This is a genomic window from Streptomyces sp. ISL-96, assembly GCF_018614035.1.
Classification (GTDB): domain Bacteria; phylum Actinomycetota; class Actinomycetes; order Streptomycetales; family Streptomycetaceae; genus Streptomyces.
Map to the genome: position 1 here is coordinate 97,985 of NZ_JAGGPA010000015.1, position 21,561 is coordinate 119,545.

The window sequence follows — 21,561 nt, forward strand, 5'->3', positions numbered from 1 at the left end:
AGGTTCAGCTCCTACTCGGTGCCGTCGGCGGGATCGGTGCCGTCGGCGGGGCGCGCCGAAGGGGTGACCGTGACGGTGACCCTGGGGACGGGCTTGGTGGGTGCGGGCTTGGGCGGCAGGACCATGTCGCGGGGGTCCTCGCGCGGGGCCTGGACGACGACGCCGACGATGTCGAGCTTGGTGAAGCCGACATACGGGCGGACGTAGACGGTGCGGGTGAGGTCGCCGCCGGACGGGTCGACGCGTACGACCTGGCCGACGGGGACGCCGGGCACGAACGGCTTGGCGGCCTGCGAGCCGAAGGTGACGAGCCGGTCGCCCGCCCTGACCTTGGCCTTGCCGTTGAGCATCTGCACGCGCAGCGGGCGGTCGCCCTGGCCGGTGGCGAAGCCGAGTTCGTCGGTCTTCTCCAGGCGGGTGCCGACGGTGAAGTCCGGGTCGTTGGCGAGCAGTACGGTCGCGGTGTCCGGGCCGACGGTGGTGACGCGGCCGACGAGTCCGTCGCCGTTGAGTACGGTCATGTCGCGTTTGATGCCGTCGTTGCTGCCGGAGTCGATGGTGACGGTCCAGGAGAATCCCTGGGCCGCTCCTATCGCGATGACTTCGGCGCCCTTGATGCCGTACTGGCCGGCGCCGGCTCTCTTGAGCATCTTGTCGAGCTGTCGTACGCCGCTGCGGTTGCGGTCGTCGCTGCCGAGCTTCTGCTTGAGTGCGGCGTTCTCGCGCTCAAGGACGGCGAGGCGGTCGTGCCGCTCACCGGAGTCCCGAACGGCACCGACGGCGTTGCCGATCGGGTCGACAGCTGTGGCGACCGCCTTCTCCACCGGCCCGAAGACGGTGGCGGCGGCCTGCCTGGCACCGTCGACCGGCGACTCCTCGCCGCCACGGATGTCCACCGTGATCAGTGCGAATGCGATGGCGATCAGCAGCACCAGGAGCAGCCGGCTCTCTCGTGTGTCCCTCACGTGCGGCGGCCGTGCCTTCCTGTCGGAATTCTTATGTCTCTATAGCAAGGTCTCTATACCAACGATCCGCCGTACGAGAGGGAAGGCCTCGTACGGCGGATTCATCGGAACGGCTCATCGCCGGGGCTGGGCGTCCAGTACCTGCTGGAGCGCCTCGAACTCCTCGACGCACTTTCCCGCTCCGAGCGCGACGGAGTCGAGCGGGTCCTCGGCGATGTGGATCGGCATGCCGGTCTCGCGGCGCAGGCGCTCGTCGAGGCCGCGCAGCAGGGCGCCGCCGCCGGTGAGGACGATGCCGCGGTCCATGACGTCACCGGAGAGCTCGGGCGGGCACTTGTCGAGCGTCGTCTTCACGGCGTCGACGATCGCGTTGACCGGCTCTTCGATGGCCTTGCGGACCTCGGCGGCGGAGATGACGACGGTCTTGGGCAGACCGGAGACGAGGTCGCGGCCGCGGATCTCGGTGTGCTCGTCCTTCTCCAGGTCGAATGCCGAGCCGATCGTGATCTTGATCTGTTCGGCGGTGCGCTCGCCGAGCAGGAGGGAGTACTCCTTCTTGATGTGCTGGATGATCGAGCTGTCCAGCTCGTCGCCGGCGACCCGGATCGACTGTGCTGTGACGATTCCTCCGAGCGAGATGACGGCGACCTCGGTGGTGCCGCCACCGATGTCCACGACCATGTTGCCGGTGGCCTCGTGGACGGGCAGGCCGGAGCCGATGGCCGCGGCCATGGGCTCTTCGATGATGTGCACCTGGCGGGCGCCGGCCTGGGTGGATGCCTCGATGACGGCGCGGCGCTCGACTCCGGTGATGCCGGAGGGCACGCAGACGACGACCCGGGGGCGGGCCAGGTAGCGGCGCTTGTGGATCTTCAGGATGAAGTAGCGGAGCATCCGCTCCGTGATCTCGAAGTCGGCGATGACGCCGTCCTTCAGCGGCCGGACGGCAACGATGTTGCCCGGCGTCCGGCCGATCATCTTCTTGGCCTCGGAACCAACGGCGAGGATGCCGCCGGTGTTCGTGTTGATGGCGACGACGGAGGGCTCGTTGAGCACGATCCCTTTGCCCCTGACGTACACCAGCGTGTTGGCGGTCCCGAGGTCGACAGCCATGTCACGGCCGATGAACGACATTGAGTTCCCCTTGTTCCCCATGAGGATGCGTCGGGCCTTCCCAAGTGGAGCGGTTGGCTTTTAGGACGGCGAAGTGGGTGGTGCGGGCGTGGAGGGTTTCATCGTAGTGCTGCCCGCACGGATGGGCAGTGCGAGGGTCCTTCGCCATTGTGAGTGGAACACGTGCCCGTCCCAGTAATGGTGACGTCGTGTCGGAGGGATGCGTTCCCCGCATCTTCGCGCATATGCCGGGGGGCGGCCGAATTACTTCGGTCGCCCCAGGCCATGACCTCTGTTTGGCTGACGCTACGTCAGGAAATCCCGGGGAAGAAAAGCTTCAGTTCCCGCTCCGCGGACCCCTCGGAGTCCGAGGCGTGGATGAGGTTCTCCCGGACGATGCTTCCGAAATCTCCACGAATGGAGCCAGGCGCTGCCGCGATCGGGTCAGTCGGACCCGCCAACTGGCGTACACCCTCGATGACGCGCTCGCCCTCGACGACCAGAGCGACGACGGGACCGGAGGACATGAACTCGACCAGCGGCTCGTAGAAGGGGCGGCCCTTGTGCTCGCCGTAGTGCTGCTCCAGCGTCTCGTGGTCAAGGCTGCGCATCTCCAGCGCGGTGATCTTCCAGCCGGCCTTGCGCTCGATGCGGCTGATGATCTCACCCACGAGTGCGCGTCGGACCGCGTCCGGCTTGAGAAGGACGAGAGTGCGCTGAGTCATGTACGGCTCCTTGCGGGCATAGCGGATGCAATGCCCAGAGGCTACAAGGACACGCCGCAGGGGCCGCACCCGGCACGGACAGCGGCGCTACCGCGCCCCCGCCTCCTGCGCCTCCGCCTGCGCCGCCCACCGCGCCTTCGCTTCGTCGATCTTGCGGCCGTAGTGGATCGAAGCCCACCACAGGCCCGCGAAGACCACCCCGAGGAAGAACATCGCCGGGACCACGAAGCCGCTGGCGATCATGCCGATCTGGAGTACCCAGCCGAGCTGCACCCCACCCGGCCGGCCGAGCATTCCGCAGAGCAGCACGGACAGCAGCATCGCGATGCCGCAGACCGTCCAGACCGCGGTCATCGACAGGTCGTCGGACTTCATCGCGACCAGGCCGGCGAAGGCCACCACGAAGAACTCGCTGATCAGAGTGGACGCGCAGAGCATACGCACAGGTATCAGCCCCTCCCCAGGAGCAGCCGGGCCTCGCCGACCGTGATCACGGAACCGGTCACCAGGACGCCACCACCCGCGAACTCGCCCTCTGCCTCCGCCAGGGTGATGGCCGCCTCCAGGGCGTCGTCCAGGCGCGGCTCGACCTGGACGCGGTCGCCACCGAAGACCTCGACGGCGATCGCCGCCAGCTCGTCGACGTCCATCGCGCGGTGCGTGGAGTTACGGGTGACGACGACCTCGGCGAAGATCGGCTCGAAGGCTTCCAGGACGCCCCGCACATCCTTGTCGGCGCTCGTGCCGACGACCCCGATCAGGCGGCTGAAGCTGAACGCCTCGGTGACGCCCTCCGCCGCCGCCCGCGCGCCCGCCGGGTTGTGCGCCGCGTCCAGGACGACGGTCGGGCTGCGGCGTACGACCTCCAGGCGGCCGGGCGAGGTGACCGAGGCGAAGGCCTTGCGGACCGTTTCGTTGTCGAGCGTGCGCGTGTGCTCCGCGCCGATGCCGAAGAACGCCTCGACGGCCGCCAGGGCCACCGCCGCGTTGTGCGCCTGGTGCGCGCCGTGCAGTGGCAGGAAGATCTCTTCGTACTCGCCGCCGAGTCCGCGCAGTGTGATCAGCTGGCCGCCGACCGCGATCTCGCGGGAGACGACGCCGAACTCCATGCCCTCGCGGGCGACCGTGGCGTCGACCTCGACGGCCTTCTTCAGCATGACCTGGGCCGCGTCGACCGGCTGCTGCGCCAGGATGACCGTGGCGCCCTGCTTGATGATCCCGGCCTTTTCGACGGCGATCTCGCCGGGCGTGGCGCCGAGCCGCTCGGTGTGGTCCAGGTCGATCGGCGTGACGACGGCGACGGACCCGTCGATCACGTTCGTCGCGTCCCAGCTGCCGCCCATGCCGACCTCGACGACCGCCACATCGACGGGCGCGTCGGCGAACGCGGCGTACGCCATGCCCGTCAGCGTCTCGAAGAACGACAGGCGGTGCTCCTGCATGCCGTCGGTCATCTCGACGTACGGCTGGATGTCCTTGTACGTCTCGATGAAGCGCTCGGGGTCGATCGGGGCGCCGTCGAGGCTGATGCGCTCGGTGATCGACTGCACGTGCGGGCTGGTGTACCGCCCGGTACGCAGCTCGAAGGCGCCGAACAGGGACTCGATCATGCGGGCGGTGCTGGTCTTGCCGTTGGTGCCGGTGATGTGGACCGAGGGGTACGCGCGCTGGGGCTCGCCCAGGACGTCCATCAGGGCTTCCATCCGGACCAGTGACGGGTCCAGCTTGGTCTCCGGCCAGCGGCCAAGGAGCTCCTGCTCGACCGCGCGCAGCGCCTTGTCCACCTCCGGGTCCTGCGGGCGGCCGGCGACGCCGTCGCCCTGCTGCGGGGCGCCTTGGGTGCGCAGCGTACGGCTGCCTGCCTCGATCACCGCCAGGTCGGGGTCCCGGCCAGTCTCGGCCTGGACGATCTCTTCGAAGGCGTCGGGGCCGTCGGGGGTGTCGCTGTCATCGTGCGGGGGGAGCTGGCTCACGGGACCAGTCTACGGAGCACCACCGACAGCGCCCCGCCAGGACCTCCGTGCCGCCCTTCACCTGCCTCTCACCTGCCCTTCGGACGCCTTCGGACGCTCTGCGGCGGCGGATCCGGCGATGTCGTGCCAGCCTGGGAAACCACGATCGGAGGGTTCTCCAGATGGGTGACACGGCCAAGGACATCGGTATAGACCTGGGTACGGCGAACACGATCGTCTACGCCCGGGGCAAAGGCATCGTCCTCAATGAGCCGTCCGTGGTGGCAGTGCAGGCCAGGTCCGGCACCGCCCTCGCGGTCGGCACCGAGGCCAGGAACACCATCGGCCGGACGCCGGGGTCGATCACGGCGATCCGCCCGCTCAAGGGCGGTGTGATCAGCGACTACGCGGCCGCCGAGGAAATGATCCGGCACTTCGTCCGCAAGGCCGTGCCCGGCCGCAAACCACGCCCCCGCATGGTCCTGTGCGTACCGAGCGGTATTACTCCGGTCGAGCAGCGCGCGATCGTCCAGGCGGCCGAACGCGTGGGTGCCCGCACGGTGCATCTCATCGACGAGCCGATGGCGGCGGCGATGGGCGCCGGGCTGCCGGTGTCGAAGGCGCACGGCTCGATGGTGGTCGACATCGGTGGCGGCACGACCGAGGTCGCCGTGATCTCGCTGGGCGGGATCGTCGCGGCGTGGTCGTTGCGAGTGGGCGGCGACCGGCTGGACGCCGCGATAGCCGACCATGTGCGCAAGGAGCACGGGCTGCTGATCGGTGAGCGGACGGCCGAAGCGGTGAAGCTGGCGATCGGTTCGGCGTGGCCGGTGCCGGAGGACCCGGAACTGGAGAACCGTACGTTCGCCGTCGGCGGGCGGGAGAAAATCCACGGCGGGCTGCCGCACGCCATCGAGCTGACCGCGACCGAAGTGCGGGCGGCCCTCGACGACGCGGCGGAAGCCGTCGTCACGGCGGTGAAGTCGACGCTGGAGGAGTGCCCGCCCGAACTCGCCGACGATGTCATGGAGCACGGAATCGTGCTCACAGGCGGCGGGGCACTGCTGCCCGGGATGGATCTGCGGATCTCGGCCGGGGTGGGGATCTCGGTGTTCGTCGCGGACGACCCGCTTGACTGTGTGGCCCTCGGAGCGGGCAAATGCGTCGAGAATTTCGACCTGCTGGAGGAGTTCCTGGCGGACTAGTACGGGCTGATTACGAAGCTGAGGGCCCCCGCGCGAACTGCGCGGGGGCCCTCAGCTTCGTCGTACCGTACGGTCCTACTTCTCCGGCAGGGCCGCGAGCTGGGCGGTGATCCGCTCGATGTCCGCCTCGGCCTTGGCGAGCCGCCCGCGGATCTTGTCGACCACGTTGTCCGGGGCCTTGGCCAGGAACGCCTCGTTGCCGAGCTTTCCGAGCGCCTGGGCCTTCTCCTTCTCGGCCGCCGCCAGGTCCTTCGCCAGGCGCTTGCGCTCCGCCTCGATGTCGATCGCGCCGGACAGGTCCAGCTCGACCTTCGCGCCCGCGACCGGCAGGGACGCGGTGGCGTGGAAGTCCGGGCCGGCCGGCTGGAGGCGCAGCAGCTGACGGATGGCCGCCTCGTGCGGTGCCAGCGCCGTCCCGTCCAGGGTCAGCCGGGCCGGGACCTTCTGGCCTGCCTGAAGGCCCTGGTCGGAGCTGAAGCGGCGGACCTCGGTGACGACCTGCTGGACGAGCGCGATCTCCTTCTCGGCCTCGGCGTCACGGAAGCCCGAGTCCTTGGGCCACTCCGCGATGACGAGCGACTCCTTGCCGGTGAGCGTGGTCCACAGCGTCTCGGTGACGAAGGGGACGACCGGGTGGAGGAGGCGCAGCGTCACGTCGAGGACCTCGCCGAGGACGCGTGCGGACACCTTCGCCTGCTCGCCGCCCGCGAAGAAGGTGGTCTTGGACAGCTCGACGTACCAGTCGAAGACCTCGTCCCACGCGAAGTGGAAGAGCGAGTCCGAGAGCTTCGCGAACTGGTAGTCCTCGTAGTACGCGTCGACCTCGGCCACCGTGGCGTTGAGCCGCGACAGAATCCACCGGTCGGTCGCCGACTGCCGCTCGACGGGCGGCAGTTCACCTTCGACGGTCGCGCCGTTCATCAGCGCGAAGCGGGTGGCGTTCCAGATCTTGTTGGCGAAGTTGCGGGATCCCTGGACCCAGTCCTCACCGATCGGGACGTCGACGCCGGGGTTGGCACCGCGCGCGAGGGTGAAACGGACCGCGTCGGAGCCGTACTTGTCCATCCAGTCCAGCGGGTTGACCGCGTTGCCGAAGGACTTCGACATCTTCTTGCCGAACTGGTCGCGGACCATGCCGTGCAGGGCGATGGTGTGGAACGGCGGGGTGCCGTCCATCGCGTACAGGCCGAACATCATCATCCGGGCGACCCAGAAGAAGAGGATGTCGTAGCCGGTGACCAGAACCGAGTTCGGGTAGAACTTCTCGAGGCTCGGGGTCTGTTCGGGCCAGCCGAGCGTGGAGAACGGCCACAGGCCGGAGGAGAACCAGGTGTCCAGGACGTCCGTGTCCTGGTGCCATCCCTCACCGGTCGGCGCCTCTTCGTCGGGACCGACGCAGACGACCTCACCGTTCGGGCCGTACCAGACGGGGATCCGGTGGCCCCACCACAGCTGACGCGAGATGCACCAGTCGTGGAGGTTGTCGACCCAGCCGAAGTAGCGGGGCTCCATCTCCTTCGGGTGAATCTTCACCCGCCCGTCGCGGACCGCGTCGCCGGCCTCCTTCGCCAGCGGGCCGACCTTGACCCACCACTGGAGGGACAGGCGCGGCTCGATGGTCGTCTTGCAGCGGGAGCAGTGGCCGACGGAGTGGACGTACGGGCGCTTCTCGGCGACGATCCGGCCGTCGGCCCGCAGAGCGGCGACGATGGCGCTGCGCGCCTCGAGGCGGTCGAGCCCTTGGAACGGGCCGTGCGCGGTGATGACCGCGCGCTCGTCCATCACGGCCAGGTTGGGCAGACCGTGGCGCTGGCCGATCTCGAAGTCGTTCGGGTCATGGGCGGGCGTCACCTTGACGACGCCCGTGCCGAACTCGGGGTCGACGTGCTCGTCGGCGACGACCGGGATACGGCGGCCGGTGAGCGGCAGCTCGATCTCGGTGCCGACGAGGTGGGCGTACCGCTCGTCGTCGGGGTGGACGGCGACGGCGGTGTCGCCGAGCATCGTCTCGGCGCGGGTCGTCGCGACGACGATCGAGGCGTCCCCGGAGCCGTACCGGATGGAGACGAGCTCGCCCTCGTCCTCCTGGTACTCCACCTCAATGTCGGAGATGGCGGTCAGGCAGCGGGGGCACCAGTTGATGATGCGCTCGGCGCGGTAGATCAGCTCGTCGTCGTACAGCTTCTTGAAGATGGTCTGGACGGCCTTGGACAGGCCCTCGTCCATGGTGAAGCGCTCGCGCGACCACGCGACACCGTCACCGAGGCGCTTCATCTGGCCGGAGATCTGGCCGCCGGACTCGGACTTCCACTGCCAGACGCGCTCGACGAACGCCTCGCGGCCAAGGTCGTGGCGGGACTTGCCCTCCTTGGCCAGCTCGCGCTCGACGACGTTCTGGGTGGCGATGCCGGCGTGGTCCATGCCCGGCTGCCACAGGGTCTCGTACCCCTGCATGCGCTTGCGGCGGGCGAGGGCATCGATCAGCGTGTGCTCGAAGGCGTGGCCGAGGTGGAGCGATCCCGTCACGTTCGGCGGCGGGATGACGATGGTGTACGGCTCTTTGTCGCTCTTCTCGTCGGCTTCGAAGTAACCGCGTTCTACCCAGCGCTCGTACAGCTTCCCCTCTACCTCGGCCGGCGCGTACTGGGTCGGCAGTTCGGGGGCGTGGGCTGCTGGCTGCTGCTGAGAGTTCTCGGTCACGGGCTCAGTTTACGGGCGTCACAGCCCCGTACCGAAACCGGATTCTTGGTAACGGTGAGCCCCCCGCCGCCCTTGGACGCCGGTGGTTCCGCCAGGATGTTCGTAACGCATAAGTATCTGGAGGGGAACCCAGTCCATGAGCTTCAACCAGCCGGGCCCGTACGGCCAGCCCCAGCAGCCCGGCCCCTACGGCCAGCCGCCGCAGGGCCCGCCGAACCCGTACGGTCAGCCCCAGCAGCCGCCGCAGGGCCAGCCCGGCTACGGCTACCCCCAGCAGGCCCCGCCGCCCCAGGGCTACGGCTACCCGCAGCAGGGTCAGCAGCCGCCCCCGTACGGCCAGCCCCAGCACCCGGCCCCGTACGGCCAGCAGCCCCAGTACCCCGGCGGCATGGTCCCCATGCCCCCACCGGCCCCGAAGAAGAAGACGGGCCTGATCGTGGGCGTGGTGGTCGTGGCGCTGGCCGTGATCGCGGGCGGCGCGTACTTCGCGACGCAGCGCGGCGGCGGCTTGGTCGCCGACGACGGCAAGAAGTACAAGCTGGCGGCGCCGGAAACGTTGCTGGGCGAGTACAAGAAGAACATCGCCGGCGGCAGCAGTGCGAGCGGTGGCCTGCCGGCCAAGGACGCGGCGGAGATGGAAGCACTGGGGATCTCCAACCCCCAGCAGGAAGGCGCCGCCTACAAGTCCGGCGAGGGGGCCGCCGCCAAGCAGATGAACTTCAGCGGCGTCTGGGGCGACATCGAGGACCCGGAAGCCGTCCTCGACGCGATGTTCGCGAAGCAGAAGGAGAGTTCTGAGTCGAGCAACACCCAGGGCCTGAAGGTCGAGCTCATCGGCGAGCCGGAGACGGTCTCCCCCGAGGGGTTCGAGGACGGCGTGATGAAGTGCCGGATGGTGAAGATGTCCGGCCTCGGCGGCTCAGCCTCGGGCGGCGCCGCCGGCTTCACCATGCCGACGTGTATCTGGGCCGACCACAGCACCGTGGGCATCGCCACCCAGGCCGACGCGTCCGCCCTCCTCGGAAAGGGCAAGACGATCGCCGAGGCGGCGGCCACAGCGGCCGACGTACGCAACGAAGTGCGCGTCGAGATCAAGTAGTCCGCACGCACAACGCGAAGGGGCGCCCGGCCAGTTGGACTGGCCGGGCGCCCCTTCTGCCGCTCTGCGTGAGCGCTACGCGGACTTCTCGTGGCGGCCGTCGTTCTTGATGATCCTCGGCTCGCGCGGAACCAGGGTCGGGTTGACGTTGTTGCGGACCACGTCCGGCGTGATGACGACGCGGGCCACGTCCTTGCGGGACGGGACCTCGTACATCACCGACATCAGGACCTCCTCCATGATCGCGCGCAGGCCGCGCGCGCCCGTCTGGCGGAGGATCGCCTGGTCCGCGATCGCTTCCAGCGCCTCGCGCTCGAACTCCAGCTCCACGCCGTCGAGTTCAAAGAGCCGCTCGTACTGCTTGACCAGCGCGTTGCGCGGCTCGACCAGGATCTGGAGGAGCGCCTCGCGGTCAAGGTTGTGGACGGAGGTGAGGACGGGCAGGCGGCCGATGAACTCGGGGATCATCCCGAACTTCACCAGGTCCTCCGGCATGACCTCCTGGAACTGGTCGCTCGCCTCGATCTCCCGCTTGGAGCGGATCGTCGCGCCGAAGCCGATGCCTTTCGCGCCCGCACGCGACTCGATGATCTTCTCAAGGCCGGCGAACGCGCCACCCACGATGAAGAGCACGTTCGTCGTGTCGATCTGGATGAACTCCTGGTGCGGGTGCTTCCGGCCGCCCTGCGGCGGGACCGACGCCGTCGTGCCCTCAAGGATCTTGAGGAGGGCCTGCTGTACGCCTTCGCCCGATACGTCGCGCGTGATCGACGGGTTCTCGCTCTTGCGGGCGACCTTGTCGATCTCGTCGATGTAGATGATCCCGGTCTCGGCCTTCTTGACGTCGTAGTCGGCCGCCTGGATCAGCTTCAGGAGGATGTTCTCGACGTCCTCGCCGACATACCCGGCCTCCGTCAGCGCCGTCGCGTCCGCGATCGCGAACGGGACGTTCAGCATGCGGGCGAGGGTCTGCGCGAGGAGCGTCTTGCCTGAGCCGGTGGGGCCCAGCAGGAGGATGTTGGACTTGGCGAGTTCGATCGCGTCGTCACGGCCCGAGCCGCTGCCCGCGTTCTCGCCGGCCTGCACGCGCTTGTAGTGGTTGTAGACCGCCACCGAGAGCGCCTTCTTGGCGGGCTCCTGGCCGACTACGTACCCCTCGAGGAATTCGTAGATCTCCCGCGGCTTGGGGAGTTCCTCCCACCGCACCTCGGAGGTCTCTGCGAGCTCCTCCTCGATGATCTCGTTGCAGAGGTCGATGCACTCGTCGCAGATGTACACACCGGGACCTGCGATGAGCTTCTTCACCTGCTTCTGGCTCTTGCCACAGAACGAGCACTTGAGCAGGTCGCCGCCATCACCGATGCGTGCCACGAGGTGCTTCCCCTTCGCCTGGGAGACGCCACGTTCAGCGTCTCCTGGTGCCTCATATCCGACGGTACCTTGCCTGGCCCCCCGTTCGGGCCCCCCTCGGCACGGTTCACATTGATGTGCCCGACCGTGCCAAGGGGCGGACTGCCACCCGTCAGGCGCCCACTGGGGCGTTCTTGCGGGTGGACACGATCTGGTCGATCAGACCGTACGCAAGGGAGTCCTCGGCCGTGAGGATCTTGTCGCGCTCGATGTCGTCGCGGATCTTCTCGATCGGCGTCGTGGAGTGCTTCGCGAGCATCTCCTCCAGCTGCGAACGCATCCGGAGGATCTCCTGGGCCGCGATCTCCAGGTCGGAGAGCTGCTCACGGCCGGTCTGCGAGGACGGCTGGTGGATCAGCACACGCGCGTTGGGCAGTGCCATGCGCTTGCCCGGCGTACCGGCGGCGAGCAGCACGGCCGCGGCGGAGGCCGCCTGGCCCATGCAGACCGTCTGGATGTCCGGCTTCACGAACTGCATCGTGTCGTAGATGGCCGTGAGGGCCGTGAACGAGCCGCCGGGGCTGTTGATGTAGATCGAGATGTCGCGGTCCGGGTCCATCGACTCCAGGCACAGCAGCTGCGCCATGACGTCGTTGGCGGAAGCGTCGTCGATCTGCACGCCGAGGAAGATCACGCGCTCCTCGAAGAGCTTCGCGTACGGGTCGTACTCGCGCACGCCCTGCGAGGTGCGCTCGACGAAGCGCGGCACGATGTAGCGGTTGTCCACCTGCGGGCCGGTGTAAAGGCCGCTCGCGGAGAAGTCGTTCATGTGGGTTTTCACCATCCTGGTGGCGTTCGGTGGGCTGGGGAGGCTCGGCTGCGGGGATCAGGCCCCGGTACCGCCGCCGCCCGGAACGCCCGAGGCGGAGCTGATGATCTCGTCGATGAGGCCGTACTCCACGGCCTCTTCCGCCGAGTACCAGCGGTCGCGGTCACCGTCACGGATGATCGTCTCGACGGTCTGGCCGGAGTGCCGGGCGGTGATCTCCGCCATGCGCTTCTTCGTACGCAGCAGCTGCTCCGCCTGGATCTTGATGTCCGAGGCGGTGCCGCCGAGGCCGGCCGACCCCTGGTGCATCAGGATGTCGGTGTTGGGGAGCGCGAAGCGCTTGCCCGCCGCGCCGCCGGTCAGCAGGAACTGGCCCATGGAGGCCGCGAGACCCATGCCGATGGTGACGACGTCGTTCGGGATGTACTGCATGGTGTCGTAGACCGCCATGCCCGCCGTCACCGAGCCACCGGGGCTGTTGATGTAAAGGTAGATGTCCTTGTCCGGGTCTGCGGCAAGGAGGAGCAACTGCGCTGTGATCTTGTTGGCGATGTCATCGTCGACCTGCTGGCCGAGGAAGATGATCCGCTCGCCGAGCAGCCGGTTGTAGACCTGGTCGCCGAGGCCTCCACCGAAGGACGGCTCACCCGCGGCGTACGGCATCAGATTCGTCACGTTTACACCTGCTCGTCTCTGACGGCTTCGGCCGTCTCAGCGTCTTCGTACTGGAGGGCGGGGACTCCCCACTCTCCTCTTCATGGACCCTAACGCGCAGGTAGGACAACGCCATCCCGCTTCCCGAACTGTTCGCTGGGAGCGCAAGGTACGGGGCCCGCACCGACGTACGACGACGGGCCCGGACGCGTGATGCGTCCGGGCCCGTCCCCGCGGATCAGATCAGATCGGATCGACGATCGAAGCTCAGGCCTCGGTCGTCTTCTCCCCGGCCTTGTCGTCAGCCTTGTCGTCAGCGTTGGTCTCGGACTCGGCGGAAGCCTCAGCAGCCTCGGCCGCCTCGTCTTCCTCGTCCTCGAGCTCGACAGCGTCACCGTTGGTGTCGGTGACCTTGGCGGCCTCGACGACAACAGCGAGCGCCTTGCCGCGGGCGACCTCGCCGACGAGCATCGGCACCTGGCCACCCTCGACGACGGCCTGGGCGAACTGGTCGGGGCTCATGCCGGAGGACTGCGCGCGCCGCATGAGGTGCTCGGTGAGCTCCTCCTGGTTGACGTTCAGCTTCTCCTTGTTGACGAGCTCGTCCAGGACGAACTGCGTCTTGATGCCCTTGACCGCCTGCTCGCGCAGCTCGGCGTCGAACTCCTCGGCCGTCTTGCCCTGGATCTCGAGGTACTTCTCGATGTCCAGGCCCATCTGGGCGAGCTGGTGGTTCTCCAGGTTGTGCTTGCGGGTCCTGATCTCGTCCTCGAGCAGCTTCTCGGGGATCGGGACCTCGACCAGCTCCAGCAGCTTCTCCAGGACGCGCTCCTGGGCCTGCGTGGCCTGCTCGTACTGCTTCATGTTCTCGAGGCGCTTGCGGCTGTCGGCCTTGAGCTCGTCAAGAGTGTCGAACTCGCTGGCCATCTGCGCGAAGTCGTCGTCCAGCTCGGGCAGCTCGCGGGCGGCGACCTGGGTGACCTTGACGGTGACCTCGGCCTCCTTGCCCTCGGCGCTGCCGCCCTTGAGCGAGGAGGTGAAGGTGGCCTCGCCACCGGCCTCCAGGCCGGTCACGGCCTCGTCGATGCCTTCGAGGAGCTCGCCGGAACCGATGGTGTACGAGACACCCTCGGCGACGCCGTCCTCAAGGACCTCGCCGTCGACCTTGGCCTCGAGGTCGATCGTCACGACGTCGCCCTCGGCGGCGGGGCGCTCGACCGGGTTCGTGGAGGCGAAGCGCGCGCGCAGCTCCTCCACGGCCTTGTCGACGTCCTCGTCGGTGACCTCGACCGCGTCGACCTCGACCTCGATGCCGGAGTAGTCCGGGATCTCGATCGTCGGGCGGATGTCGACCTCGGCGGTGAAGGAGAGCAGTTCGCCGTCCTTCAGCTCGGTGATGTCGACCTCGGGCTGACCGAGGACATTCAGTTCACCCTCGTTGACAGCCTCGGTGTAGAACTTCGGGAGGGCGTCGTTGACGGCCTCCTCCAGCACAGCACCACGGCCGAACCGCTGGTCGATGACTCGGTTCGGGATCTTGCCCTTACGGAAGCCCTTCACCGTGACCTGCTGGTTGATCTTCTTGTACGCCGCGTCGAGGCTGTCCTTGAGCTCCTCGAAGGGCACCTCAATGCTGAGCCGAACCCGGGTCGGGTTCAGGGTCTCCACGGCGCTCTTCACGGTTCGGTCTCCTTGGGGGCTGACTTCTGGGGTGCTGCTGGGCCGCGCGGGTGGCGGCTTCGCCGATCGAGCCCGGCACATCAGACACACGGGCACGAGTTTGCATAGTAACGGCAAGCAGGAAGACTCCCACAATGCGATCTTGGTCGGGATCGCACGGGATCGCGCTTCTGGTGACGCCGATGGCGGTGCTGATGATGCTGGTGATGGTCGGGGTGGCCGGATTCGAACCGACGACCTTCCGCTCCCAAAGCGGACGCGCTACCAAGCTGCGCCACACCCCGTCGGTGCGACACGTAGGGTACATGCCCGCGGACAGTACGGCCGCCGGTTTACCAGGGGCCGGTCCGGTGTGCACCGACGGCCGGGAACCCGCTACGATGCTCTTCGTGCCGCGGTCACGTGACCGGCGGTGCGTATGTGCGGGCGTAGCTCAATGGTAGAGCCCTAGTCTTCCAAACTAGCTACGCGGGTTCGATTCCCGTCGCCCGCTCCACAGCTTCCGGCCCGGCTCGGTGATACGTCACCGGTCGGGCCGACGGCATTTCGTACGGCCGCTCCCTCAGAAGCTGATCCGGTTGATGGTGTCCGCCAGTGAATTCAGAAAACGATTGATCGACGGCGCCATGCCGGTGGACGCGAGGAAGAAGCCGAAGAGCACGGCCACCACCGCCGGCCCCGCCTTGATCGAACCCCCGCGGATCAACACCACCAGGATGATCGCCAACAGAAGCACCACTGACAGTGAAATGGCCACACTGATCACACCCTTGGTCGGTCCGCCTTGCCGGCCCGGGAGCGCACGGCCCAGCGCACGGCCCAGCACACTCCCGCAGACACCATCGTGCCACCAACTCACCACTGGTGGCTGCGGGGTGACGGAACGTTGGTGACCGCTTCGCGCCGCCGGGAGATCCGGCGCACACCCCGGGGCGCGGGCGGCGCACATACTCGCCGCCAAATTGGAGTGCCCTGCGCCGGAGTTAATAGGCATGATCGTTTCGCTATCCACACATCTCGTTCGCAGGAAATTCGAATTGCGCGGACGACCACATGCCGACGGTCGACAAAGTCGTAATGAACGGGACATATCACCAGAGTCACCCGCTGACGGTATGCACCATTTAATCGTGATGAGTTACCCCATACGGGGGTGAAAATGTGAGCTGCGCCATAAAGACCCATGGCTATGTCGACTTCTCTACCCACGGGGTACTCACACGAATAGCAGAGAGCCGAGAACGAGGTTTTACGGAATCCGTCCGGCGGCGCTAGGGTGCCTCAGATGTTTCACGCTCCGCACGGATATCAGAGGGCCCCGCTCCCCCCGGCCCGGGAGCAGGAGCCCCAAACACCCCTTGCACGGACCGCCGCGACCCCCACCCCCCGGTCCGGGGCCGAAGCAGTCCCCACGCCCGCCCCGCTCGGCAATACCGCCACCCCCGTCCCCGCCCCCGCCCCCGCCCCGAAGCAGCGCGACGCGTTCTTCGACAACGCCAAGTACCTGGCGATCGTCTTCGTGGCGATGGCGCACATGTGGGAGCCCGTGATGGACGGCAGCCGCGCCACCCGCGCGCTGTACATGGTCGTCTACAGCTTCCACATGCCGGCGTTCATCATCATCTCCGGCTACTTCTCACGCGGCTTCGACATGAGCCGCAAGAAGATCCAGCGCCTGATCACGGGCGTCGCCGTACCGTATGTGATCTTTGAAACCGCTTATACCCTCTTCAAACGGTGGGCCGACGATCCCGGCCAGTCCATCAGCCTGCTCGATCCCTGGTACCTGACCTGGTTCCTGATCGCCCTGTTCGTCTGGCGGCTGACCACCCCGCTCTGGCAGTCGCTCCGTCATCCCCTGCCGGTGGCACTCGGCATCGCCGTACTCGCCTGCGTGACCCCCAACATCGGGGACGACCTCAACCTCCAGCGCGTGCTGCAGTTCCTGCCGTACTTCGTGCTGGGTCTGCTGCTGAAGCCGGAGCACTTCCAGATGGTGCGGCGGCGCGAGGTCCGGCTGCTGGCCCTTCCCGTCGTGCTCTGCACCCTGGTCTTCGCGTACTGGGCCGCCCCCCGCCTCGGGCTCGGGTGGTTCTACCACAGCAGCGCCTCACAGCAGATCGGCGCTCCCTGGTGGGCCGGGGTCGTCATGACCTTCGCGCTCTTCGGATGCTCGCTCGTCCTGACGGCCTGCTTCCTGGCCTGGGTACCGGGCCGCACGATGTGGTTCACGGTGCTGGGCGCCGGCACCCTCGGCGGCTACCTCCTGCACGGCTTCCTGGTGAAGGGTGCGGCCTACGCGGACCTGTTCGAGACGTACCCCTGGCTCTCCACTCCGCTCGGCGAGATTTTCGTGACCGTCGCGATCGCCGTCGCGGTCACGCTGCTCTGCACGCCGTTCGTACGGCGGATCTTCCGCTGGGCGATGGAGCCCGAGATGAAGTGGGCCTTCCGCCGCGATCCGGTCGAGAACGCCCGGCAGCGGGAGCGCCGTTTCGCGGGCAAGGTGATCAAGGCGGGCCCGGCGGGCAAGGCCTCCTAGGAGGCAGCAGTTCCGGGCCCGGGTTCCAGTCCCAGGAGACGGTGTACCTCCGCGTATTTGAGCGTGAGACGGACCCTGGTCGCCTCGTCGAGTACGGCGAGACGGCCGGGGTCCGCGTTGTGTGCGAGGTCCGCCTCCTTGACCAGGCGCGCGCCGGGCGTCGCGAGGATGCGCCGGGTGTACGCGCGAAGGTCCTCCCCCGGGCGCTTGGTCACCGCGAGGACCATGTCCTTCGTGGACTGCGGCAGTTCGGCCGCCGCCAGCCACTCCGCCGACAGGGCGCCGTCCTCCACCGAGTCGTGCAGCCAGGCCGCGGCGATCTGCTCTTCGCTGCCGCCCCGCGCGCGTACGCCCTCGGCGACTGCGGACAGGTGCTCGGCGTACGGCCGCCCGGCCTTGTCGGTCTGCGCGGCGTGCGCGGCGCGGGCGATCTCTTCTACCTCGGCAAGAGTCAGGTTCGGCATGGTCCCGACTCTACGGACGCCTTCCCCTTCCCGGTTACGCGTCGTGGCAGATCAGGAGAAGGGCGCGGTCGTCGTTGACGTCCTTCGCCACCGCTTCGATCAGGTGCCACGCCGCGCCCTCGAAACCGCAGGCGACGTAGCGGTCGGCTTCGCCCGTCAGGCGGTCGATTCCTTCCGCGATGTCCCGGCCCGACGCCTCCACCAGGCCGTCCGTGAACAGCATCAGTACGTCGCCGGGCGCCAGGGAACCCTTGCAGGAGTCGAACTGGGCGCCGTCGTACACGCCGAGCAGCGGGCCCTCGCCGGACTTCTCCTCCCAGCGGCCGCTTCCCGCGTGGAGCTGGAGCGCGGGGAGGTGGCCTGCCGACAGGAGCTCGTAGTCCCCGGAATCCAGGTCCAGGACCAGGTGGATGGAGGTCGCGAAGCCCTCCTCCCAGTCCTGGCGCAGGAGGTAGCCGTTGGCGGCGGGGAGGAAGCCGTGCGGCGGGAGGGAGCCCAGGAGGCCGCCGAACGCGCCGGAGAGGAGGAGTGCGCGGGACGCCGCGTCCATGCCCTTGCCGGATACGTCGGTGAGGACCACTTCGAGGGTGCGACCGCCGTTCGTGCGGGCCGCGACCACGAAGTCGCCCGAGAAGGACTGGCCGCCGGCCGGGCGGAGTGCCATTTCGCTGTGCCAGTGCGTCGGGAGGCGGGGCAGGGCGCTTTGTACCCGGATGCGTTCGCGCAGGTCGAAGAGCATCGTGCCGCCGCGTCGCCAGGGCACGCCGACCCTGGCCCGGAACTGGGCGATGATCAGGCCGAAGAAGCCGCAGGCGGCGACCGTGAGCACCGTGCCGGGCGTGACCGTGGCCGGGCCCTGCGTGTACGGGCCGAGCACGATCGACTCGACGATCAGTCCGGTCGCGGCCGCGGCGTACAGCCCGAGCAGGCTGGCCGGGCGCAGCAGCAGGCCGCCGGCCACGATCGGCAGGACCAGCATGGCCGGCGCGCACCAGACCGGTGAGGCGATCGTGCCGCCGACGATCGCCGGGATCGTCAGCATCAGGCCCGCGAGGGCGATCCAGTCCGAGCCGTCGCCCCGGAAGTAGTCGACGCCGGATTTGCGCAGCGCGATACGGGCCCGGTACGCCGACTTGCGCGTCCGTGCCGAGAGCGATTCGGTTCCCACTCCTGCTGCCATTGCGGTGGACCCTATCTATCCTCGGCCGTGCTCCGCAGGGGGACCCCTGTGACATTGTGTTCGAAATCGGGTCGCCCTAATGCCGGAGGCCTGGTAGGCATGGCATATGACCACCGAATTACGGGTGTTGCGAGCGAGTGAGTGGGACGTCTGGTTCGAGGCGGTCGAACTGGCCTTCGGGGGTGTGGCGGAGAGCGCGGAGGAGCGGGAGTTCGACCGCGCCGTGACGGAGCCGGCCCGGAGCGTGGGCGTCTGGGACGGGGATCAGTGTGTGGGGACTGCTTCCGCTTTCTCTTTTCGGCTGTCCGTGCCGGGGGGCGCGCTCGTGCCCGCGGCGGGCGTGAGTCTGGTGAGTGTCGCTACTACGCACCGGCGGCGCGGAGTGTTGACTTCCATGATGCGGCGGCAGCTCGACGACGTACGGGAGTGGGGTGAGTCGGTTGCGCTGCTGACCGCTTCGGAGCCGGCCATCTACGGGCGCTTCGGGTACGGCGCCGCTACGCAGCAGTTGTCGGCGGAGATCGACACGGCGCGGGTGCGGCTGGCGGTGCCGGCGGGGACGGACGACGTACGGCTGAGGTTCGCGACGCCGGCCGACGCGCGGGACGCCTGCGAGGCCGTGTACGCGCGGAACGTGCCGGGGCGGCCCGGGATGCTCGCGCGCCGGCCGCACTGGGAGCGGATGCCGCTGCTCGATCCGGAGAGTGATCGTGAGGGTGCGTCGCCGCTGCGGTGTGTGCTGGCCGAGCGAGCGGGTGATGTCGTGGGGTACGCGCGGTTTCAGTTCAAGCCGGAGTGGAAATGGGCCGGGTCCGACGGCACGGTCGTGCTGCGGGACCTGGAGGCGCTTGATCCGGCGGCGTACGCGGGGCTGTGGCGCTTTTTGTTCGATGTTGACTTGACGTCGAAGATCCGGATGCGGAACCGGCCTGTGGACGATGCGTGGCAGCACCTTGTCTCCGACATCCGGCGGTGCGACGTGCGGCTTCGGGATTCGTTGTACGTGCGGCTGGTTGAGGTGGGGGCGGCGCTGGAGGCGCGTGCGTATCAGGCACCGGTGGATGTGGTGTTGGAGGTGGCTGACGCGTTCTGCCCCTGGAATGAGGGGCGTTGGCGGTTGACTGGGGATGCGAAGGGGGGTGCGTCGTGCAAGCGGACGGACGATGCGGCGGATCTGGCTCTGTCCGTACGGGAGTTGGGTGCGGCGTATCTGGGTGGAGTCAGCCTGGCTTCGCTGGCGGCGGCGGGGCGGGTGCGGGAGTTGCGGCCGGGGGCGCTGGGCGAGGCTTCGGTGGCGTTCGGAGCGGGGGTCGCGCCTTGGCTTCCGCACGGGTTCTGAGGGGGTTCGGGGGCTGAGGGGGTGCTGGGATTTGGCCCGGGGCCTGCTTGGGGCGGGAGCGTTGGGGGCGGTGCCGCGCCGGGGCGTCTCCTCGGGTGCCGAACGTTCGGGTAGGGGTTTTTGTATTCGGGCTCGTTGCGTTCGACACCCTGCGGGGAGCGCCCCGGCACGGCCCCACCTGGCACCGTGATCGTGCGGCCGTGCAGCCGTGCGGGCTGGCGCTGGGGCCGGAGCGCGTTGCGCTCAGCGGGTTTGGCAGGTGGGGCACCAGAAGAGGTTGCGGGCGGCGAGACCGGCGGTGCGGATCTCGCCGCCACAGATGTGGCAGGGCATGTTCGCCCTGCGGTAGACGTAGACCTCGCCGCCGTGGTCGTCGACGCGGGGCGGGCGGCCCATCGCTTCCGGCATGTGCTCGGGGCGGACCGTGTCGATGCGGTTGTTGCGTACGCCCTCGCGCATGAGGGTTCTCAGGTCGGCCCACATCGCGTCCCACTCGCGGCGGGTCAGATCTTTGCCGGCGCGGTAGGGGTCTATGCCGTGGCGGAAGAGGACTTCGGCGCGGTAGACGTTGCCGACGCCCGCGATGATCTTCTGGTCCATCAGGAGCGCGGCGACGGTGGTGCGGCTGCGGGATACGCGCTGCCAGGCCTTGTCGGAGGCGGCGTCCGGGCGCAGGGGGTCCGGACCCAGGCGGTCGTGTATCGCCTGCTTCTCGCCGTCGGTGATCAGGGCGCAGGTGGTGGGGCCGCGGAGGTCGGCGTAGTGGTGTGTGTTCAGGAGGCGGAGGCGGACTGTGTCCGTGGGGGGTGGTGGGGCGGGGGTTGCGCTGCCGAAGCCCAGTTTCCCGAAGAGGCCCAGGTGGATGTGGATCCAGCCGGTGTCCTCGAAGCCCAGGAAGAGGTGCTTGCCGTGGGCTTCGGCGGTGGTGAGGGGCATGCCGTCGACGAGGGCCGCGCTGTCCGTGAACTTGCCCTGGGGGCTCGTGACGCGTACCGGTCCGCCTGCGAAGCGGGCGCGGTGGTCGTCCGCGAGGCGGTGGATGGTGTGCCCCTCGGGCATGGGTGTGCGTCTCCTGGGCGGACGGCGGTCCTCGGTGCCGGAGGGGCTCCGTGGGAGCCCCTCCGGCGATGAGGATTGCTACGGCTGCTGGGGGTGGTGGGCCGGGATCGGGGGGAGGTCACCGGTCTGCTCGTACGACGCCAGCATGTCGATGCGGCGCTGGTGGCGCTCTTCGCCCGAGTAGGGGGTGGAGAGGAAGATCTCTACGAACTTCGTCGCCTCGTCCTGCGAGTGCATCCGGCCGCCGATCGAGATCACGTTGGCGTCGTTGTGCTCGCGGCCGAGCGCCGCGGTCTGCTCGCTCCAGGCCAGCGCGGCGCGTACGCCCTTGACCTTGTTCGCGGCGATCTGCTCGCCGTTGCCGGAGCCGCCGATCACGATGCCCAGGCTCTCCGGGTCCGCGGCGGTCTTCTCCGCGGCACGCAGGCAGAACGGCGGGTAGTCGTCGAGGGCGTCGTAGATGTGGGGGCCACAGTCGACGGGCTCGTGCCCGTGGGCCTTCAGCCACTCGACGAGATGGTTCTTGAGTTCGTATCCGGCATGGTCGGAACCGAGGTACACGCGCATGGGACGAGTGTGGCACGGGAGCGGCCGGGTAGCTGTCGCCGGGGTGCGGTCGGCGCGCTTGCTTCGGATTTCGTACAACGATCCGGAATCAGGCCTTCCGTCCTGCGTGACTTCCAGTTTGAATGCACGGGCTCGTAA

General features: G+C 68.3%; 19 protein-coding genes and 2 tRNA genes. 5 read left to right on the plus strand and 16 right to left on the minus strand.

Annotation, left to right across the window (positions count from 1 at the left end):
- Nucleotides 1-11 precede the first annotated feature (11 nt).
- The 5 genes from mreC to J7E96_RS10895 form a co-directional block, all read right to left on the minus strand.
- The gene (gene mreC, locus J7E96_RS10875) at nt 12-965 is read right to left on the minus strand and encodes a rod shape-determining protein MreC (RefSeq protein WP_215129960.1); all 954 of its coding nucleotides are present in this window, start codon (nt 963-965) and stop codon (nt 12-14) included.
- 114 nt (nt 966-1,079) lie between these two features.
- Complete coding sequence (locus J7E96_RS10880; RefSeq protein WP_093800865.1) at nt 1,080-2,099, minus strand: rod shape-determining protein; 1,020 nt, start codon at nt 2,097-2,099, stop codon at nt 1,080-1,082.
- Nucleotides 2,100-2,389: 290 nt separating this feature from the next.
- The gene (ndk, locus tag J7E96_RS10885) at nt 2,390-2,803 is read right to left on the minus strand and encodes a nucleoside-diphosphate kinase (protein WP_215129962.1); all 414 of its coding nucleotides are present in this window, start codon (nt 2,801-2,803) and stop codon (nt 2,390-2,392) included.
- Between the two features lie 87 nt (nt 2,804-2,890).
- Nucleotides 2,891-3,247 (minus strand): DUF4233 domain-containing protein, encoded by a 357-nt coding sequence (locus J7E96_RS10890; protein WP_215129964.1) that lies wholly within the window; start codon nt 3,245-3,247, stop codon nt 2,891-2,893.
- A gap of 5 nt (nt 3,248-3,252) precedes the next feature.
- A complete protein-coding gene (locus J7E96_RS10895) occupies nt 3,253-4,776 on the minus strand; it encodes a folylpolyglutamate synthase/dihydrofolate synthase family protein (protein WP_215129966.1) in 1,524 nt (507 codons plus the stop codon).
- A gap of 161 nt (nt 4,777-4,937) precedes the next feature.
- Between J7E96_RS10895 and J7E96_RS10900 the strand changes: the two genes are divergently transcribed.
- Complete coding sequence (locus tag J7E96_RS10900; RefSeq protein WP_215129968.1) at nt 4,938-5,960, plus strand: rod shape-determining protein; 1,023 nt, start codon at nt 4,938-4,940, stop codon at nt 5,958-5,960.
- 75 nt (nt 5,961-6,035) lie between these two features.
- Here the strand turns inward: J7E96_RS10900 and J7E96_RS10905 are convergent, their stop codons facing one another.
- Entirely contained in the window at nt 6,036-8,660 is a 2,625-nt protein-coding gene (locus J7E96_RS10905) for a valine--tRNA ligase (RefSeq protein ID WP_215129970.1), read from the minus strand.
- 136 nt (nt 8,661-8,796) lie between these two features.
- Here J7E96_RS10905 and J7E96_RS10910 point away from each other — a divergent pair, with 136 nt between their 5' ends.
- Nucleotides 8,797-9,759: a hypothetical protein gene (locus tag J7E96_RS10910; protein ID WP_215129972.1), complete on the plus strand. Its 963-nt coding sequence runs from the start codon at nt 8,797-8,799 to the stop codon at nt 9,757-9,759.
- A gap of 75 nt (nt 9,760-9,834) precedes the next feature.
- On the opposite strand, the gene clpX is transcribed toward J7E96_RS10910, so the two are convergent.
- The 5 genes from clpX to J7E96_RS10935 form a co-directional block, all read right to left on the minus strand.
- Nucleotides 9,835-11,130, minus strand: a complete 1,296-nt coding sequence (clpX, locus tag J7E96_RS10915) for an ATP-dependent Clp protease ATP-binding subunit ClpX (protein WP_215129974.1) — start codon at nt 11,128-11,130, stop codon at nt 9,835-9,837.
- A 151-nt stretch (nt 11,131-11,281) separates the two neighbouring features.
- Nucleotides 11,282-11,953, minus strand: coding sequence for an ATP-dependent Clp protease proteolytic subunit (locus tag J7E96_RS10920; protein WP_285439341.1), 672 nt, complete (start codon nt 11,951-11,953; stop codon nt 11,282-11,284).
- Nucleotides 11,954-11,995: 42 nt separating this feature from the next.
- Nucleotides 11,996-12,601, minus strand: coding sequence for an ATP-dependent Clp protease proteolytic subunit (locus tag J7E96_RS10925; RefSeq protein WP_215130043.1), 606 nt, complete (start codon nt 12,599-12,601; stop codon nt 11,996-11,998).
- A gap of 258 nt (nt 12,602-12,859) precedes the next feature.
- On the minus strand, nt 12,860-14,272 hold the full coding sequence (tig, locus tag J7E96_RS10930) for a trigger factor (RefSeq protein WP_215129976.1): 1,413 nt from the start codon (nt 14,270-14,272) through the stop codon (nt 12,860-12,862).
- Nucleotides 14,273-14,479: 207 nt separating this feature from the next.
- Nucleotides 14,480-14,556: transfer RNA gene (locus J7E96_RS10935), tRNA-Pro, on the minus strand.
- Nucleotides 14,557-14,694: 138 nt separating this feature from the next.
- Between J7E96_RS10935 and J7E96_RS10940 the strand changes: the two genes are divergently transcribed.
- Nucleotides 14,695-14,768: transfer RNA gene (locus tag J7E96_RS10940), tRNA-Gly, on the plus strand.
- 66 nt (nt 14,769-14,834) lie between these two features.
- On the opposite strand, the gene J7E96_RS10945 is transcribed toward J7E96_RS10940, so the two are convergent.
- A complete protein-coding gene (locus tag J7E96_RS10945; RefSeq protein WP_215129978.1) occupies nt 14,835-15,029 on the minus strand; it encodes a hypothetical protein in 195 nt (64 codons plus the stop codon).
- Between the two features lie 528 nt (nt 15,030-15,557).
- Between J7E96_RS10945 and J7E96_RS10950 the strand changes: the two genes are divergently transcribed.
- Nucleotides 15,558-16,814: an acyltransferase family protein gene (locus J7E96_RS10950; protein ID WP_215129980.1), complete on the plus strand. Its 1,257-nt coding sequence runs from the start codon at nt 15,558-15,560 to the stop codon at nt 16,812-16,814.
- Here J7E96_RS10950 and J7E96_RS10955 read toward each other — a convergent pair.
- Both J7E96_RS10955 and J7E96_RS10960 read right to left on the minus strand, forming a co-directional pair.
- On the minus strand, nt 16,811-17,278 hold the full coding sequence (locus J7E96_RS10955) for an HD domain-containing protein (protein WP_215129982.1): 468 nt from the start codon (nt 17,276-17,278) through the stop codon (nt 16,811-16,813). The genes J7E96_RS10950 and J7E96_RS10955 overlap by 4 nt on opposite strands.
- Nucleotides 17,279-17,312: 34 nt before the next feature.
- Nucleotides 17,313-18,458, minus strand: a complete 1,146-nt coding sequence (locus J7E96_RS10960; RefSeq protein ID WP_215129984.1) for a PP2C family protein-serine/threonine phosphatase — start codon at nt 18,456-18,458, stop codon at nt 17,313-17,315.
- 106 nt (nt 18,459-18,564) lie between these two features.
- Between J7E96_RS10960 and J7E96_RS10965 the strand changes: the two genes are divergently transcribed.
- Nucleotides 18,565-19,797, plus strand: coding sequence for a GNAT family N-acetyltransferase (locus tag J7E96_RS10965; RefSeq protein ID WP_215129987.1), 1,233 nt, complete (start codon nt 18,565-18,567; stop codon nt 19,795-19,797).
- Nucleotides 19,798-20,040: 243 nt separating this feature from the next.
- Here the strand turns inward: J7E96_RS10965 and J7E96_RS10970 are convergent, their stop codons facing one another.
- Entirely contained in the window at nt 20,041-20,856 is an 816-nt protein-coding gene (locus J7E96_RS10970; RefSeq protein ID WP_215129989.1) for an Fpg/Nei family DNA glycosylase, read from the minus strand.
- 78 nt (nt 20,857-20,934) lie between these two features.
- The gene (locus J7E96_RS10975) at nt 20,935-21,423 is read right to left on the minus strand and encodes a ribose-5-phosphate isomerase (protein ID WP_215129991.1); all 489 of its coding nucleotides are present in this window, start codon (nt 21,421-21,423) and stop codon (nt 20,935-20,937) included.
- Nucleotides 21,424-21,561 lie beyond the last annotated feature (138 nt).

Excerpts from the sequence above, each read along its gene's own strand:
- J7E96_RS10920 (WP_285439341.1), bottom strand. The coding sequence starts at position 11,953 with ATGGTGAAAACCCACATGAACGACTTCTCCGCGAGCGGCCTTTACACC.
- J7E96_RS10955 (WP_215129982.1), bottom strand. The coding sequence starts at position 17,278 with ATGCCGAACCTGACTCTTGCCGAGGTAGAAGAGATCGCCCGCGCCGCG.
- ndk (WP_215129962.1), bottom strand. The coding sequence starts at position 2,803 with ATGACTCAGCGCACTCTCGTCCTTCTCAAGCCGGACGCGGTCCGACGC.
- J7E96_RS10965 (WP_215129987.1), top strand. The coding sequence starts at position 18,565 with ATGACCACCGAATTACGGGTGTTGCGAGCGAGTGAGTGGGACGTCTGG.
- J7E96_RS10910 (WP_215129972.1), top strand. The coding sequence starts at position 8,797 with ATGAGCTTCAACCAGCCGGGCCCGTACGGCCAGCCCCAGCAGCCCGGC.
- J7E96_RS10900 (WP_215129968.1), top strand. The coding sequence starts at position 4,938 with ATGGGTGACACGGCCAAGGACATCGGTATAGACCTGGGTACGGCGAAC.
- J7E96_RS10970 (WP_215129989.1), bottom strand. The coding sequence starts at position 20,856 with ATGCCCGAGGGGCACACCATCCACCGCCTCGCGGACGACCACCGCGCC.
- J7E96_RS10880 (WP_093800865.1), bottom strand. The coding sequence starts at position 2,099 with ATGTCGTTCATCGGCCGTGACATGGCTGTCGACCTCGGGACCGCCAAC.
- J7E96_RS10950 (WP_215129980.1), top strand. The coding sequence starts at position 15,558 with ATGTTTCACGCTCCGCACGGATATCAGAGGGCCCCGCTCCCCCCGGCC.
- J7E96_RS10925 (WP_215130043.1), bottom strand. The coding sequence starts at position 12,601 with ATGCCGTACGCCGCGGGTGAGCCGTCCTTCGGTGGAGGCCTCGGCGAC.
- J7E96_RS10975 (WP_215129991.1), bottom strand. The coding sequence starts at position 21,423 with ATGCGCGTGTACCTCGGTTCCGACCATGCCGGATACGAACTCAAGAAC.
- J7E96_RS10960 (WP_215129984.1), bottom strand. The coding sequence starts at position 18,458 with ATGGCAGCAGGAGTGGGAACCGAATCGCTCTCGGCACGGACGCGCAAG.